The following is a 16,652-nucleotide window of genomic DNA, read 5'->3' on the forward strand; positions in this document are numbered from 1 at the left end:
TAGTCTATGCCCCTTTCTTACTAAGATTTTTTCTTTTGAAAAATTCCTTAAATCCAGTTTCACCTGCCATAAATAAAATAATAAGTGCTTGGATAACTGCTACAAGCTCGGATGATATACCAGTTTCCAATTCCATTACTACAGAACCTGTTTTTAAAGCGGCAAAAAATATGGACATAATAATAATTCCTAAAGGATTGTTTTTTACAATTAAAGCTATTAACATTCCGTCAAAGGCATATCCTTTTGAAAGATTTGGTAAAAATCTATAGTGAAGTCCATACACTTCAAAGGCTCCTGCTATACCACATAGTGCACCCGAGATTAACATTGCTACTATCATATACTTTTCTGTAGCAAGACCCATATACTTAGCAAATAGGTTATTCTCTCCGATCATTTTAAAATCATAGCCATAGGAAGTTTTCTTAATTAAATAATAAATAAATATGGCAATCATAGCTGTATAAATAATACTAGTGTTAAGCTTTGACACATCCATAAGCTTTGAGAATTTATACTGATCCGCAATAAGGTTTGAGCCTCCCATACTACCATCTGTTGCCTTAAAAGGATAATTAACTAAATATCCAGTAAATAGCATAGCAATACTGTTAAGCATAACACACACAATTACTTCATCAATTTTAAATTTAACTTTAAGTATAGCGGGTATGTAGCTTAAAGCAGCACCAGCAATAGCAGCACATATTGTGGCTAAGATAACACCTAGGGATACAGGTAAACCTTTAAATGTAAATCCTATGTATGTTGCAGCAAAGGCACCAAGATATAGTTGACCCTCACCTCCAATATTGAAAATCCCCGTCATAAATGCTATAGCCGTAGCAAGACCAGTTAAAATAAGAGGTACTGTTTTTGTAAAGGTAGTCGCCAATGCATATTTACTACCAAATGCTCCAGTAATAAGTGCACCATAGCCTTGAATAGGGTTTTTACCATTAAAAATCATAATGATACCCCCTAATATTAGTGCTAATAATATAGAAGCTGTTATAGACAAAATATATTCACCATCTAACTTAAATTTATTCATTAGGAATTCACCTCTTTCGATCTATTTCCAGTCATATAATAGCCTATATCACTTTTATCTATTTCATCGGTATTAAACTCTCCTGTAATTTTTCCTTCATACATAGTTATAATTCTATCTGATAATCTAAATATTTCATCTAACTCTGCAGATACTAGCAATACTGCACAGCCTTCATTTCGTTTTTTTATAATTTCCTCATGTATAAATTCTATAGCACCTATGTCTACTCCCCTAGTTGGTTGGGATATCAATAATACTTTAGAATCAAAAGAAAACTCCCTAGCAATGACTACTTTTTGCATATTTCCTCCAGATAGATTTTCTACTTTTACATTTTCACTGGCTGTTCTTACATCAAACTTATCTATAAGTTTCTTTGAAAAGTTTCTTACAATATCAGATTTAAGATGTATACCTTTCTTTGCAAATGGCTCAGTATGCTGTTTACCCATAAGCATATTTTCCATAATAGAACCTTTTCCATTTAAACCAGTAGACATTCTATCTTCAGCTATATGAGAAACCCCTATATTTCTAATTTGATTAGTATTGAATTTAGTAGTATCTGTATTTAATATTTCCACCCTTCCGCCTTCTATAGGAGTCATACCACTTATAGCTTCTATTAGCTCCGTTTGTCCATTTCCTTCTATCCCTGCAACTCCGAGAATTTCACCAGCTTTTACTTGAAATGAAACTCCATTTAAAGCCATAAACCCTCTTTTATCCTTAGCTTTTAAATTATCAACTTGTACAAGCACTTCTCCCTGTTTATTTTCCTTGTGTAGTTTATCGAATAAAACTTCTTTCCCTACCATCATTTCAGATAAAATCTTTTCATCAACCTCATTAGTATTTTTAATTCCTATAAGCTTACCTGCCCTCATAACTGCTACTCTATTAGATATAGCAAGAACCTCATTTAGCTTATGAGTAATTATTATTACGGTTTTACCCATCTCTTTTACTAATCGTCTAATTACAACAAATAATTCTTCAGTTTCCTGGGGTGTAAGTACAGCAGTAGGCTCGTCTAATATAAGCACATCTGCACCTCTGTATAGGGTTTTTAATATTTCAACTCTTTGCTGAATACCAACTGATACCATCTCTACAGGAAGTTTAGGGTCTACTTTAAGTCCATATTCCTCACTAATCTTTTTAGTGTTTTCAATAGCTTTTTTTTCATCAACAAAAATATTCTTTTTTCTTATTTCCATACCTAATACAACATTTTGCGCTATTGTAAAGGATGGAACTAGCATAAAGTGCTGATGAACCATTCCCACTCCTTTATCTATAGCAGTTTTTGGATTAAAATTCTGTATTTTTTCTCCCTTAATGTATACTTCACCAGCAGTAGGTTTATAAAGACCATACATAATTTTCATCAATGTTGATTTTCCAGCCCCATTTTCTCCTACGATGGCAAATACTTCACCTTTATTAATTTCTAGGGATATATTATCATTTGCCAGCACTCCTGGAAATTGTTTAGTAATATTTTTTAATTCTATTACAGTTTCTGCCATATGCTCCCTCCTTATCAATCTATGTATGAAAAACGAAGAAGCCTTCAGACTTCTTCGTTATAAATTATCTTATCTGGCTTCTGTTACCTTTATTTCTCCACTAATTATTTTTTCTGTAATTTCTTCTAACTTAGCTTTCATTTCATCATTAACAAATTGTTTCATATCATTTGTACCATACCCAATTCCTATACCATTTTCTTTAATTCCATAGGTTAATATTTCTCCACCCTTTACAGATCCATTTCCTATATTCTCAATTGTTTCATAAACAGATAGTCCCACATTTTTAATCATGCTATACATAATAACATCTGGGTTAATATATCTTTGGTCAGAGTCAACACCAATAGCGAACTTACCAAGGTCTTTCCCAGCTTCAAACACACCTTCACCAGTCTTTCCTGCAGCATGGAATACAATATCTGCTCCCTTATTATATATAGCTATTGCAGATTCTTTTCCCTTTGTTGGATCTTCGAAATCCCCTGCGAAAATAACATCTGCTTTAATATCAGAGTTAATATATTTCGCTCCTTCTTCATATCCGACTTGGAAGTTTCTAATAACAGGAAGATCTACACCACCAACCATACCAATATGTCCTGTCTCACTTAACATTGCAGCTAGAGCTCCAGCCAAGAAAGAACCTTCATTTTCTTTATATTGTATAGACACAATATTATCTACTCCTGTAATAGCATTATCTACATATACATATGTTTTTGTAGGAAATTGTGGCGCAATCTCTTGAATTACTTCATAGAATTCAAAGCCAACAACAACTATAATATCGCCATAATTTGAAGCTTGTACTAATTGGTCTGATAATAAAGAAAGGTCATTTTTACATTCTAATACTTTGCCTTCAACACCTAAATCTTTTTTTGCCAACTCTAGGCCTTCATTACTTGAATCGTAGAATGATCTATCTCCTAATCCACCTGAAACTACTAATCCTACCTTTACCTTTGATTCTTTAGTTACATTACCTTCATTGTTATTACCTTCATTGCTAGCCGGTTTGCTTGAACATCCTACAAATACAAGCATAGCCACCATAAGTAGGCTTATTACTTTAACTATCTTATTTTTCATTTAAAACGTCCTCCTTCATATATTAATTTTTTAAAGCACACAAATTAAAATTAGAGCATTTTTTCAAGTTCTATTTCTAACTTAATTCCTTTAACATCTAATATTTGAATGGTGTTTTCCCTATTAACTATTAACTTTTTTTCAGCAAGCTCTTTTAATACTCGATTAACACTTCGTTGCGTAACTACAAATTTTTCACTTAAATATTTCTTGCTAATTTCAACTTCATATTTGTAATTTTTTTCCCAAGACTCTAATAAATATAGACATACTCTGTATTTCAATGAATAAAGGGTATCATTGATGGCTTTTTCGGATAAATTATAGAAATTTTCGCAGATTGATCGTAAAATATATAGATTGATTTCTTTATCCTCTTCTACCCATTTTAAGAAAAATTGCCTTTCTAGCCTCATTACTGTAGTATCTTCTAAAGCTTCAATTTGACATACATATGGTCTTAAATCAAATATCTCTAATTCACCAAAATAATTTCCCTCTTTGTAAACACTTTGAGAGTAACTCTTACCTTTTTCTGAAGTATGATATATATTTGTTCGTCCATTTAATATGACATAAAAATAAGGATATATATCTCCCTGATAACATATAACTTCATTTTTATGGTAATGTAATATCTTCCAATCCTGTAAATTAGGATATTTATATACATACTTTAAAATCTCTTTATCTTTACTGTTCGCTGCTTCTTTCATTTTCATTCTCCTAACTCTATTTTGCATTAAAAAATTCTTTTGATTAAGGACATATGTCCTCTAATTAAAAGAATTTTCTAATGTAATATTATAATGTATATATGCAAATTTTGTCTCTTTATTATTTCTATATTCAATCCAATTTTCCCTTTTTTTTATCAACTTTTCTTTGTACTATTTTTAACCCTATAAATACAATGTTTTCTGCTGAAATTAATCTTATCACTAACCTTTTCAATATCAGAATATATAACCTTTAACTCTATATTTATAACTCCATATTTTATATTAAATACTATTCACATTCTTCAAATCTATTTACTAATATTCCATTTACTTCAACCTGATCTAGAAACATATCTAGAGGTCTTACCCATATACCCATCTCACCATAAAGTGGCTGGTAAACAACAATATCTTCTAGTGTTTCAGAATGCTTTGCTAAATGCAATACTAAATATTCATTCCCTTTGAAATGTCTATATTTCTTGCCTATCTTTATATTTCTTTTCATATTTTACACATCCTTATTATATATCTAAAATTTATTCCTACATTAATGTATTCACCATTAGACATTCTATTATTGTAATAAAAACCGTGAATAATGACAGAAATTGTATCTGTAATATTTCACGGTTTCTATGCAACCATATTTCGACAACAATTATTACCCGGGAAATCTATAATCCGACAATAATTATTATTTCTTAAACTTTTCCAGCAATTTTTTTCGAGGAAAATCAATCTAATCTTTCTTCAATCAACTTAGCAAGGTTTGTTGCCAATGTATTTAATTCTTCTTGATTTTTTCCTTCTAACATTACCCTTACTAGTGGTTCTGTACCAGAAGGTCTAATTAGTACCCTTCCCTGTCCAGCCATCTTTTCTTCAATAGCTGTAATTTCCTTCATTATTACTGGGTCTTCCTTATATGCTCCTTTGTTTTCCTTTTTAACCTTTGCATTAATCAGCACTTGTGGATAAGAGGTCATAATACTAGCTAGTTCAGATAATTTCTTTCCTTCTTCCTTCATTGTAGCAATTAACTGAATAGCGGTTAGAAGTCCATCTCCTGTAGTATTATGATCAAGAAAAATTACGTGTCCAGACTGTTCCCCACCTAATGAGTAACCACCCTTTATCATTTCCTCTAATACATATCTATCGCCAACCTGTGATTTTATAACACTACATCCATACTCCTTCATAGCAATTTCAAGTCCAATATTGCTCATAACTGTACCTACTATAGTATCCTTTTTTAGTCTGTTATGTTTTTTTAAGTTAGCACCACATATAGCCATTATATGGTCCCCATCTACTATTTCAGCATTTTCATCCACTGCAATTAATCGATCTGCATCTCCATCAAATGAGATACCAATATTTGCTCCAGTCTCTTTTACAAGTTGTGCAATTACTTCAGGATTTGTAGATCCACAACCTTTATTAATATTTGTACCGTCTGGATTATCATTAATAACAATAATTTCAGCACCAAGATCCTTCAGCAGCTTCGGTGCTGATTTATAGGCTGCACCATTACCAGCATCTACGGCAACCTTTAAACCTTTAAAATCACAGCTTAAGGTTGTTTTCAAAAAATCAGTATATTCATCTATACTATTATCATCATAGATAATTATACCAACATCCTTACCTTCAATTTTAACATTAACATCACGGTCATTCAAAATATATTCTTCTATTTCATCTTCAACTGCGTCAGGTAACTTATACCCCTGACTATTAAAGAATTTAATACCATTATATTCTGACGGATTGTGGGATGCTGAAATAACTACCCCAAAATCCGCTTCTAAATATCTAGTTAAGTAGGCTACAGCAGGAGTTGGAATAACTCCTAGAGAAATAACATCTACCCCCATTGATAAAAATCCTGCAGTCATTGCAGATTCCAGTAAATCTCCCGAAACTCGAGTATCCTTCCCGATAACTACCTTTGCCCTTTTATTATTATCTTTACTTAATATATATGCACCTATACGCCCTAGTCTATAAGCTAATTCTGGAGTTAAGTCTCTATTTGCGATTCCTCTAACACCATCGGTTCCAAATAATTTTCCCATTCCTTACTCTCCCTTCAATCCAAGTTTCTAGATAATTTTCCTATACGTTACTAAAAGTATACCCATTTTTATATTATATCATAGTAGTAATAATAGAAAAAGTCGTCTGATGCTATCTCGCTTAAATTTTAAGATTCTGCTTTGAAGGTTTACGTGTTTAAAATATTTCTGACCTACTTCTTATTCAGATGTTCTTAATAATTATGAAATTTATACTTCCCAGAAAAATAAAAAACTCTCACCATTAATTGATGAGAGTTTTTCTATTATTATCTTAAAACTATCTAACTGCAGCTGCTCCTCTTTCAAGAGCTTCTTTGTTTAATGGAACTAAATGCTCTTTGCTAGGACCGTATACTTTTTTGAAAGCTTCAAGTACTGAATCAACTTCTACAGCCTTTGTAAGTTCTAAGTGAGCTCCTAACATTATCATGTTAACTACTCTGCTATTTCCCATTTCATTAGCAATTTCGTTAGCTGGAACATAGTAAGCTTTAACATCGTCTCTAGATGTTTTTCTTTCTATTAAAGAGCTATTAATTACTAAGATTCCATCTTTTACTATGCTATTTTCGAACTTATCAAGAGAAGGTGCGTTCATTATAATAGCAGATGTTGCATCGTTTGTAATAATTGGAGATCCAACTGGTGTATCAGATACCATAACTGCACAGTTTGCAGCTCCTCCACGCATTTCTGGACCATAGGAAGGTAACCAAGAAACTTGTTTATTTTCGATCATTCCTGCATAGGTTAATAATTGGCCTGCGGACATAACACCTTGACCACCGAATCCTGCTAATACTATTCTTTCTGTTGCCATATTATTTCCCCTCCTCTGGTGTACGGAAATTTCCTAGTGGATAGTAAGGAATCATATTATCTTCTAACCATTTCATTGCTTCTGGAGCTGTTAATCCCCAGTTTGTTGGACATGTAGAAAGTACTTCTACAATACCAAATCCTTTACCTTCTAATTGTACTTCAAAAGCTTTTTTAATAGCTTTTTTAGCTTTTCTAATATTTGCAACGTTATGAACAGATACTCTTTCTACGAAAGCTGCTCCATCAATTGTAGCTAACATTTCAGCCATTCTTATAGGTCTTCCTGATAATTCTACTTGTCTTCCTTGTGGAGCTGTTGTAGCTTTTTGTCCAACTAAAGTTGTTGGAGACATTTGTCCACCAGTCATACCGTAGATGCAATTGTTAACAAAGATTGTAGTAAACTTTTCTCCTCTATGTGCAGCATGAACAATTTCTGCTGTACCGATGGAAGCTAAGTCTCCGTCTCCTTGGTATGTGAATACAACATTTTCTGGAAGAACTCTTTTAATACCAGTTGCTACGGCTGGTGCTCTACCGTGAGCTGCTTCGTGCATATCACAGTTAAAATAATCGTAAGCAAGTACTGAACAACCTACTGGAGCTACACCGATAGCTTTTCCTATTACTCCTAGTTCTTCTAATACTTCTCCTACTAATCTATGAATAATACCGTGGGTACACCCTGGACAATAGTGAGTTTGTTTTTCTGCTAAACCTTCTGTTTTCTTAAATACTACAGACATTATTTTACACCCCCTAAGACTTCCTTAGCTTTTGCGATGATTGCATCTGGTGTAGGAACCATACCACCTGTTCTTCCGTAGAAGTGTACTGGAAGTCTTCCTTCGTTTGCAATTTTTACGTCATCGATCATTTGACCTGTACTCATTTCTACAGATATTAAAGCTTTTGCACTTGCTGGAATTTCATCAAATGCTTTTGTAGGATATGGCCATAAAGTAATTGGTCTAATAAGTCCTGCTTTAATTCCTTCTGCTCTTAATGCTTCAACTGAGTTTTTAACAATTCTTGAAGTTGTACCATAAGCTACGAATACAATTTCTGCATCGTCCATTTTGTACATTTCATACATTGTTTCATTTTCTTCTATTTCTTTGTATTTTCTATCTAATTTCCAGTTATGGTCTTCAAGTGCTTGTGGATCTAAGAATAAAGAGTTAATGATATTTGGCTTTCTCTTACCTTCTGTTCCTGTTGTTGCCCAATCTTTTGCAGGTAATTCTCTTTTCTTAGGCTCGTTAAACTCAACAGGCTCCATCATTTGACCAATCATACCGTCTCCTAGTACGATTACTGGAGTTCTATAATAATCAGCTACGTTGAAAGCTTCCATTGTTAAATCAACAGCTTCTTGAACTGTAGCTGGAGCGTATACTGGGTGTCTATAGTCTCCGTTTCCTCCACCTCTTGTAGACATAAAGTAATCCGCTTGAGAAGGTTGAATACCACCTAGTCCTGGACCACCTCTAGAAATATTTATAATAACACATGGTAGCTCAGCACCAGCGATATAGCTTATTCCTTCTTGCTTTAGAGCAACTCCTACAGAAGATGAAGATGTTAGTACTCTTGTTCCTGTACCAGCAGCACCATATATCATATTGATAGCAGCTACTTCTGATTCAGCTTGAACAAATGCTCCGCCAACTTTTGGTAATTCTCTAGACATAAATTCAGGTAATTCACTTTGTGGTGTAATTGGGTAACCGAAGAAATATTTACATCCTGCCTTAATAGCAGCAGCACCAAGAGCTTCGTTTCCCTTCATTAATACTTTAGCCATGGGTATGTCCCTCCTTACAATTTTATATTAATCTTCTTTTTCTACAGTAATAACAACATCTGGACAAATAGTTGCACAGCTTGCACATGCAATACACTTATCCATTTCTTCCACTGTAGCTGGATGATATCCTTTAATATTAATTCTGCTTGTATCCATCTTAATTATTTTAACTGGACAAACAGTTGTACATAGAGTACATCCCTTGCATCGATTTTCATCAAATGTAACCTTACCTTTAATCTTTGCCATGTTTAACCCTCCTTATTATAATTATCAAATAAACTTGAGGTAATATATCTAATGCCTTCATCGACCACTGTCTCCAGCAATAAGAACTTATTTTCTACATCCAATCTTCACGCATAATCATTTTAATAGGCATTATTTGACCTTCCAAATCCTTTGGTATATCCTTTGCAACACTTTCAATAGCACTAATATACTTAATTGGTATATTTAGTTCCTTAGAAACTGCCTTGCAAAGTTCTTGACCTTTTAAAACATCTTCAACAGTAGTATATCTTAACAAATGTGTGTTGTTAATAAGCCCTGTTACTTTAGCCCTTGATGTTCTTTCAATAGACTGAATATGGTGTATAATACCCTCTATTGTTTGGGTCTCAGGTCTATTAGCATTTACTACACAAAACATATCATAGTTACCTTCTACTAAATATTCCTGGTATCTACCCAAAGTCCTTGCGCCCATTGAATCTCCACCAACATCCATTACAAAATCATAGCTTTCATTTTGCATTGGTCCTAAAATACCAGCAGATATAGAAGGCAGGTCAGTTCCAGATCCCTCTACATAGCTTGATTCTACTTCAATTCCATAACTCTGTAAAAGTTTAAATTTTTCTCTACTTCTAAAATATGGATTAACAACATCTAAATCAGCTAATGCCACTTTTTTACCTTCCTGCGCTAAGTTAATAGCATAGTTTACAGAAAACTCGGTTTTACCGCTTCCATAATGTCCTATTATTATACGGACTCTATTATCATTAAGCATTTTTATCACCTTTATTGGTATTTTTTTGCTTCTTCTTCTCCACGTAATACTCTTAATCCACCTTCAGCTAAGGCTATCATTTCATCTTCCCCTGGGTAAATTAAAACTTCTGAAATAAATTCAACATCTTCTTTAATCCATGCTGTAAATTCTTTATCATATGCAATTCCGCCAGTTAGGATTATAGCATCTACTTTACCTTTTAATACAGCAGCACAAGCACCAATTTCTTTAGCTACTTGGTAAGCCATTGCTTTATATACAAGTTCAGCTTTTTTATCGCCTTTTTCTATCATAGCAACAACTTCTCTACCATCATTGCTTCCAACATATGCAACAAGTCCACCTTTACCAGTGATTAACTTTTTAATTTCATCAAGAGTATATTCTCCAGAGAAACAAAGTTTAGCTAACTGTCCTGCTGGTAGTCCACCAGATCTTTCAGGTGAGAATGGTCCATCTCCATCTAAAGCATTATTAACTTCGATAACTCTTCCATTTTTATGAGCTCCTACAGAAACTCCACCACCTAGGTGAGCCACAATAACATTTATATCTTCATATCCTTTTCCCATATCCTTTGCTGCTCTTCTTGCAACAGCTTTTTGGTTTAATGCATGGAATATGCTTTTTCTATCTAATTGCGGGATGCCAGAAATTCTAGCAATTTCATTTAATTCATCAACAACAACTGGATCAACTATAAATGATGGGATATTTAATTGTCCAGCTATTTCGCTAGCAATTATTCCACCAAGGTTAGATGCATGTTGTCCCATAACTCCTACCTTTAAGTCATTAATCATATTTTCATCTACTGAGTATGTTCCACCTTCGATAGGCTTTAAAAGACCGCCTCTACCTACTACAGCGTCTAATTTAGTTAAATTAATTCCTTTTTCATTTAATGTTTCAAGAATAACATTTTTTCTAAATTCATATTGGTCAAATATAGTTGCATATTTTCCAATTTCCTCAGATGAATGTCTTAATACCTCTTCAAATACATTTTTCTCATTATCAAAAATAGCAATTTTTGTTGATGTAGATCCTGGGTTAATCGTTAATATTCTATAAATTTCGCTCATTAATTTTTTCCGCCTCTCTAAACTAAAAATAAATTTTATTCACTTATGTTCATAATATTTATGGCACACTCAATTTTTAGCTACACTAAAATTACGCAGCTTTAGCTGCTCCATAGCGCACTCAGTTTTAGTTAGCTAAAAACTTCAAGTGCTTAAAAATTTCAAGTGTTTAAAATAATTTAGCTGCACATAATACTCCAAGTGCAATTGAATATAATTTTGCTTCGTCGCTATCTGCTCTAGAAGTTAATACAACAGGTGCCTTTGCTCCCATAATAAGTCCAGCATTTTTAGCTCCAGCAAAGAATACCATAGATTTATATAAAATATTACCTGCCTCAATGTCAGGTACTAATAATATGTCTGCTTGTCCTGCAACAGGATGAGTTATTCCTTTATGCTTAGCAGCTTCCATAGAAACAGCATTATCAAGCGCAAATGGTCCACCTACAATACATCCTGTAATTTCACCATTTTTATTCATTTCTTCTAGTGCTGCTGCATCTACAGTATCCTTCATCTTTGGATTAACTTTTTCTACTGCACAAACTGCTGCAACCTTTGGTTCATTTATATCAAGAGCATGAGCCACTTGAACAGTGTTTTCTATAATTTGTTTTTTAGCATTTAAATCTGGTGCTAAATTCATAGCAGCATCAGTTACAAAAAATAATCTATCGTATTCTTTAACATCAAATACTGCAACATGGCTTAATACATTACCTGTTCTAAGTCCAATTTCAGCATCTAATACAGCTTTTAAAATAATAGAAGTATCTACTAGACCTTTCATTACCATATGGGCTTTTCCAGTAGAAACCAATTCTACTGCTTTTCTAGAAGCTTCAGTTAAATCTTTAATATCAATAATTTCAAATTTAGCTACATCAATATTCTTTTCAGCTGCAATTTCTTCAATTTTTTCTTTATCTCCTACTAAGATAACATCAGCAATACCTGCATCTTTAGCTTGATTAACAGCTGATAAAACCTCAGAATCTTGAGCACAAGCTACTGAAATTGTTTTAGGTCCTCTTTGTTTAGCTATTTCCATTACATCTTGAAAGTTTCTAATCATAACAGCTTCACCTCTTATTCACATGTTTTTATATTTTAATATACAAATAGTAAGTTGCATATTAATTAAGCCATAATTATGGCTAATATATTATCCAATTAAATTTCCATCGCTAGATTTTGAACACTTAAAAGTTACCATAAATTTTAAGTACTGTAGAAGTCAATATTATAATTATATCATTATACGACTATTTTCTCCATATATTTAACGTGCAAGACTTATGCCAAATCCACTATTGAAAAATAATAATTATCCTTTGTCGAAATTTGAAGCATAGAATAGTGTGTTATATATTTAAATCTAGAAATATTTCTAATTTTTATACGATCATGCAATTAATTGCATGAAATATATTGCATGATATCATGCAATATATTTCATGTTTATATTTCTATAGCATACTTTTCAATTTTATAATATAAATTTCGTACTGAAACTTGTAATTCCCTAGCAGTAACAGTACGATTACCATTATTCCTCTTTAACGCACTTGTAATTACTTCTCTTTCTAAACGATCCATTATTTCCTTTAGTCCTTCATTATTCTCATATTTTATACGACTACTAATTCTACTATCTTTATTAAATTGTAGCTTATCATTATAAAAAAGTTTTGGAAGATGTTCTTCTTTAATTATAGTTTCACTATATTTCATATTTATCATAGATCGTCCAATAATATTTTGTAACTCCCTTACATTACCTGGCCAATCATAAGTTTTAAGTTTATTTAAGGCTTCTATATCTACTTCTTCTACACTTCTACCATACTCCTGATTAAATTTCTTTATTAAATGTAATATTAAGTGATAAAAATCATTTTTCCGTTTTCTTAGAGGTGGAATATGAATTGGTAATACATTTAACCTATAATAAAGATCCTCTCTAAATCTACCTTCTTCTATTGCCCTTTCTAAAGGAGCATTAGTAGCAGCAATTACACGGACATCTATATTGATATGATTGGCGCCGCCTACCCTAACTATCTCTTTCTCCTGTAATACTCGTAATAGCTTAACTTGAGTACTCAGTGGAATTTCGCCAATTTCATCTAAGAAAATAGTTCCACCATGAGCCTGTTCAAAAAGTCCAATTTTTCCTCCCTTAAGAGCTCCAGTAAATGCGCCCTCTTCATAACCAAAAAGTTCACTCTCCAATAGGCTCTCACTAATAGCTGCGCAGTTTACTCTAACAAACTGATTGTACTTTCTATAGGATAGATTATGAATTGCATGGGCAAAAAGTTCTTTCCCGGTTCCGCTCTCACCTCTTAATAGTACTGTAGCTGGTGTTAATGCTGCCTGCTTTGCCTTTTGCATAGCAGTAATCATAAGTTCATCATTACCTATAATATCATCAAATGTATACTTTGCTTCTAGGTTACGTATAATTTGTTTTGCCTGCATTAACTCGCTATTTAACCTTTTAATTTCAGTTAGATCATGGAGTACACCGACACTACCTTTTAGCACGCCGTCTACAATAATAGGAGCAGCACCTGCCACTACTTCTTTGTTACGTGGACCTACCTTTAACCTAACATCCTTTACAGGTTTTTTTGTTCTAAGGACTTTCATATGGACACTTTCACCTTGGACAATATCCGTAGTTGCAGGCTTTCCTATAATATCCTTTTCTGAAAGTCCAATTAGTTGAGTGTAGGCAGGATTAATTAAAACTCCTATTCCATTCTCATCACAAACTGAAATGGCATCTTGAGTAGAATGAAAAATTCCCTCTAATAAGCTTTGCATCTCTTTCAACTTATAAATTTCATCATTTAAATCCATTATTTCACTAATATCCCTAAATACAGCCACAGCTCCGATAGTATTGCCTTGTTCATCCTTTACAGGCATTCTGCTAGTAATTATTGATATATCTGAAACAATTTGTCTACGATTAAGCTCTGATTCGCCTGTTTCTAATATATAAGGAAGTCTTGTGCTTGGAAGGATTTCTTCTATATGTTTACCTAATACATCTTTTTCATTAAAACCTAGAATTTTCTCTGCCGCTTTATTAAATAATGTAATGTTACCATTCATATCTACAGCAATAGTGGCATCGTGGGTGCTATTTAAAATAACATCTATCTCCTTTAACATACTATCACCTTCTTCTTTCCTAAAAGTCGTCTGATAATACCCTATTAACTACACTTTCCTATACTGTGAAGAAACCGGATACTCTTTAGTTATCCGGTCTCCATATACTAGCTTTTTATTATTTTTTTTCAACTAATTTTATATTAATAGTTTCTGGGCTTAATTGGACTTCCTTCACATCTCTTTCAATAATAAAAGGAAGTTGTACCACCGGTTCAATTGTATATTCATTTGCATTTAATTCATTTAAGTCCACTTCTATACTAATATCACTTTCTTTAATACTATCTAATACATTTCTTAAAGCTACGACTTTTACATCTACACTTTCAGGAATATTATTCTTATCAACTTTAAGTTTTTCATTTAAATTATTAAATATTATTTTATCCTTAGGAATCTTAAAGGTCTCTTCCTCTACCTTTTCTAAAGATATACTAACAGTAATAGGTACTTCCTCTTGCAAAGTTACTCCTTGAGGTAGCTTTAGTTTTGTTTCTATTACTTGATCGGTAGCCAAGTTTTCAACTTGAACTATATCCGTTGTAATTTCAGTAATTCCTTTAAGAATTTCTTCTTGTCCCTTTAGTATAACTTCCTTTGGATTAATTTCTACATTACTAATTACATGTCCATCTCCTGTAGTAACCTGCAAATCTGGTTTAATCGGTACAGATTTTAATAAGTCAATAGATAAAGATACATCTACATAGGCAGTTTTAACCTCCACACCTGGCACTTCTTCTCCTCTACTGTTAACCGGCTTTAATGGTAAACTTAATAAAAGATTTTTTGTTTCTCCAGTAACATCTAACTTTGCAACTACATTTTCTACAGAATTAACGTAGCTTTCAGGCCCTTCAATCCATATTGCTGTAGGTTTATAGTCTAGATTTCCTACAACATAGTTTTTCTTAGGACTACCAGTAATTGAAACCTTTACATCTCTTTGTTTCTTTATAATTCCTTCTAATTCTACACGAATAAATCTTGGGCTCACATCTATCCCTATATTATTTAAAGCAGAAATCTCTAAAGGAACATTGTTTACTCCTAACTTATATCCCCTTAAATCTGCTTCTATTTGAATTTGCTCTGGAGATATTTTAAATACCTCATCTCTCCGTCCAGTTAATCTAACCCTCACTCTAAAATCCTCACTGCCAACAATTACAATGCCTTGTTTTTTAAGTTCTTCTAAATTTACAAGTTTTACTGGCACGTTTACTAAATCACGACTAACCCTTGGATTAATTACACTCATTACATAAATCCATAAAACAAGAGCAAAAAGAATAGAAATAATCTTAGGCGCCAAATTTCTAATACCTGTTTTATTCATCCTTATTCCTCCATTTCATCTTTAAAAATTGCCACTGACGATTTTCCTCGGCCTTATAGCTTTGAAGTAATATATCAGACAATTTTTTAGTATCAAGAAATCTTTTAAGTTTCCCGTTTTCTGCAACTGAAATAACTCCAGTTTCTTCTGAAACAATAACTACCATGGAATCCGATCTTTCGGTAATACCTATAGCAGCCCTATGTCTTGTGCCTAAAGCTTTACTGATATTCGGATTGTCGGTTAAGGGAAGTAAACAACCTGCAGCTAATATTTGACTCTTTCTAATAACCACAGCTCCATCATGCAAAGGAGTATTTGGAATAAAAATATTTATGAGTAATCCACTGGAAATTCTACCACCAATTTGTGTTCCAGTTTCGACTACTTCACTTAGCCCTGTTTCTCTTTCAATAACAATAAGAGCACCAATTTTTTGTCTCGAAAGTGATCCTACAGCATCTACCAATTCCCCTACCGTATTTTTTATTTCTTCCTCTTCTATATCAACTATGGATTTTGTTAAAAATTTTGTCCTACCTATATATTCAAGAGCTCTTCTTAATTCCGGTTGAAATACAATAAGTAGAGCAATAAATCCTACAGTCATTGTGTTTTTTAAAATCCAATTAATTACATGTAGTTGAAGCCATCCACTTAATGGTGTGGCAATTAATAGTACTAATATTCCTTTTATAAGCTGTTCTGCTCTTGTTTCTCGAATAAGCATATACAGTTTATAAAAAACAAATGCAACTATAACCATATCTGCTACATCTCTTATACTTATATTTCTAAATAACTCTAGAACTTGTTCCACTCAAAACACCCTCTTGTCTTGAATTTTATATATTAAGATATTAATCCTTATTTCTGTATTTTAC

At 32.8% G+C, this 16,652-nt stretch carries 16 protein-coding genes; all 16 read right to left on the reverse strand.

What is annotated here, in order from left to right; all coding sequences use genetic code 11:
• Positions 1–4 precede the first annotated feature (4 nt).
• Positions 5–1,057: an ABC transporter permease gene (locus HYG84_RS02490; RefSeq protein WP_212380520.1), complete on the reverse strand. Its 1,053-nt coding sequence runs from the start codon at positions 1,055–1,057 to the stop codon at positions 5–7.
• Complete coding sequence (locus tag HYG84_RS02495) at positions 1,057–2,592, reverse strand: ABC transporter ATP-binding protein (protein WP_212380522.1); 1,536 nt, start codon at positions 2,590–2,592, stop codon at positions 1,057–1,059. Before HYG84_RS02495 ends, HYG84_RS02490 begins: the two co-directional genes overlap by 1 nt.
• Before the next feature lie 69 nt (positions 2,593–2,661).
• Positions 2,662–3,690 (reverse strand): BMP family lipoprotein, encoded by a 1,029-nt coding sequence (locus tag HYG84_RS02500; protein WP_212380524.1) that lies wholly within the window; start codon positions 3,688–3,690, stop codon positions 2,662–2,664.
• A 50-nt stretch (positions 3,691–3,740) separates the two neighbouring features.
• Complete coding sequence (locus HYG84_RS02505; RefSeq protein WP_212380526.1) at positions 3,741–4,406, reverse strand: Crp/Fnr family transcriptional regulator; 666 nt, start codon at positions 4,404–4,406, stop codon at positions 3,741–3,743.
• A gap of 295 nt (positions 4,407–4,701) precedes the next feature.
• Positions 4,702–4,920 carry a DUF1653 domain-containing protein gene (locus HYG84_RS02510; protein WP_212380528.1) on the reverse strand — a complete coding sequence of 73 codons (219 nt, stop codon included), beginning with the start codon at positions 4,918–4,920 and terminating at the stop codon, positions 4,702–4,704.
• A gap of 229 nt (positions 4,921–5,149) precedes the next feature.
• The gene (gene glmM / locus HYG84_RS02515) at positions 5,150–6,499 is read right to left on the reverse strand and encodes a phosphoglucosamine mutase (protein WP_212380529.1); all 1,350 of its coding nucleotides are present in this window, start codon (positions 6,497–6,499) and stop codon (positions 5,150–5,152) included.
• Positions 6,500–6,779: 280 nt separating this feature from the next.
• Complete coding sequence (locus tag HYG84_RS02520) at positions 6,780–7,322, reverse strand: 2-oxoacid:acceptor oxidoreductase family protein (protein ID WP_212380531.1); 543 nt, start codon at positions 7,320–7,322, stop codon at positions 6,780–6,782.
• A 1-nt stretch (position 7,323) separates the two neighbouring features.
• Entirely contained in the window at positions 7,324–8,070 is a 747-nt protein-coding gene (locus HYG84_RS02525) for a thiamine pyrophosphate-dependent enzyme (RefSeq protein WP_212380533.1), read from the reverse strand.
• Positions 8,070–9,131, reverse strand: a complete 1,062-nt coding sequence (locus HYG84_RS02530) for a 3-methyl-2-oxobutanoate dehydrogenase subunit VorB (protein WP_212380535.1) — start codon at positions 9,129–9,131, stop codon at positions 8,070–8,072. Before HYG84_RS02530 ends, HYG84_RS02525 begins: the two co-directional genes overlap by 1 nt.
• 27 nt (positions 9,132–9,158) lie before the next feature.
• Positions 9,159–9,383, reverse strand: coding sequence for a 4Fe-4S dicluster domain-containing protein (locus tag HYG84_RS02535; RefSeq protein ID WP_212380537.1), 225 nt, complete (start codon positions 9,381–9,383; stop codon positions 9,159–9,161).
• A gap of 94 nt (positions 9,384–9,477) precedes the next feature.
• A complete protein-coding gene (locus HYG84_RS02540) occupies positions 9,478–10,149 on the reverse strand; it encodes a nucleotide-binding protein (protein WP_212380539.1) in 672 nt (223 codons plus the stop codon).
• Positions 10,150–10,160: 11 nt separating this feature from the next.
• Positions 10,161–11,237, reverse strand: coding sequence for a butyrate kinase (gene buk, locus HYG84_RS02545; RefSeq protein ID WP_212380541.1), 1,077 nt, complete (start codon positions 11,235–11,237; stop codon positions 10,161–10,163).
• Between the two features lie 169 nt (positions 11,238–11,406).
• Positions 11,407–12,315 carry a phosphate butyryltransferase gene (gene ptb, locus HYG84_RS02550; RefSeq protein WP_212380543.1) on the reverse strand — a complete coding sequence of 303 codons (909 nt, stop codon included), beginning with the start codon at positions 12,313–12,315 and terminating at the stop codon, positions 11,407–11,409.
• 386 nt (positions 12,316–12,701) lie between these two features.
• Positions 12,702–14,426: a sigma-54 interaction domain-containing protein gene (locus tag HYG84_RS02555; protein WP_212380545.1), complete on the reverse strand. Its 1,725-nt coding sequence runs from the start codon at positions 14,424–14,426 to the stop codon at positions 12,702–12,704.
• A gap of 118 nt (positions 14,427–14,544) precedes the next feature.
• Positions 14,545–15,768, reverse strand: coding sequence for a CdaR family protein (locus tag HYG84_RS02560; protein WP_212380547.1), 1,224 nt, complete (start codon positions 15,766–15,768; stop codon positions 14,545–14,547).
• Positions 15,761–16,588, reverse strand: coding sequence for a diadenylate cyclase CdaA (gene cdaA, locus HYG84_RS02565; protein ID WP_212380549.1), 828 nt, complete (start codon positions 16,586–16,588; stop codon positions 15,761–15,763). The genes HYG84_RS02560 and cdaA overlap by 8 nt, the downstream gene beginning before the upstream one ends.
• Between the last annotated feature and the right edge of the window lie 64 nt (positions 16,589–16,652).

It is taken from the genome of Alkaliphilus sp. B6464 (assembly GCF_018141165.1).
Lineage (GTDB): Bacteria > Bacillota > Clostridia > Peptostreptococcales > Natronincolaceae > Alkaliphilus_B.

Coding starts and splice junctions, on each gene's coding strand:
- HYG84_RS02490 (WP_212380520.1), bottom strand. CDS start 1,057: ATGAATAAATTTAAGTTAGATGGTGAATATATTTTGTCTATAACAGCT.
- HYG84_RS02495 (WP_212380522.1), bottom strand. CDS start 2,592: ATGGCAGAAACTGTAATAGAATTAAAAAATATTACTAAACAATTTCCA.
- HYG84_RS02500 (WP_212380524.1), bottom strand. CDS start 3,690: ATGAAAAATAAGATAGTTAAAGTAATAAGCCTACTTATGGTGGCTATG.
- HYG84_RS02505 (WP_212380526.1), bottom strand. CDS start 4,406: ATGAAAGAAGCAGCGAACAGTAAAGATAAAGAGATTTTAAAGTATGTA.
- HYG84_RS02510 (WP_212380528.1), bottom strand. CDS start 4,920: ATGAAAAGAAATATAAAGATAGGCAAGAAATATAGACATTTCAAAGGG.
- glmM (WP_212380529.1), bottom strand. CDS start 6,499: ATGGGAAAATTATTTGGAACCGATGGTGTTAGAGGAATCGCAAATAGA.
- HYG84_RS02520 (WP_212380531.1), bottom strand. CDS start 7,322: ATGGCAACAGAAAGAATAGTATTAGCAGGATTCGGTGGTCAAGGTGTT.
- HYG84_RS02525 (WP_212380533.1), bottom strand. CDS start 8,070: ATGTCTGTAGTATTTAAGAAAACAGAAGGTTTAGCAGAAAAACAAACT.
- HYG84_RS02530 (WP_212380535.1), bottom strand. CDS start 9,131: ATGGCTAAAGTATTAATGAAGGGAAACGAAGCTCTTGGTGCTGCTGCT.
- HYG84_RS02535 (WP_212380537.1), bottom strand. CDS start 9,383: ATGGCAAAGATTAAAGGTAAGGTTACATTTGATGAAAATCGATGCAAG.
- HYG84_RS02540 (WP_212380539.1), bottom strand. CDS start 10,149: ATGCTTAATGATAATAGAGTCCGTATAATAATAGGACATTATGGAAGC.
- buk (WP_212380541.1), bottom strand. CDS start 11,237: ATGAGCGAAATTTATAGAATATTAACGATTAACCCAGGATCTACATCA.
- ptb (WP_212380543.1), bottom strand. CDS start 12,315: ATGATTAGAAACTTTCAAGATGTAATGGAAATAGCTAAACAAAGAGGA.
- HYG84_RS02555 (WP_212380545.1), bottom strand. CDS start 14,426: ATGTTAAAGGAGATAGATGTTATTTTAAATAGCACCCACGATGCCACT.
- HYG84_RS02560 (WP_212380547.1), bottom strand. CDS start 15,768: ATGAATAAAACAGGTATTAGAAATTTGGCGCCTAAGATTATTTCTATT.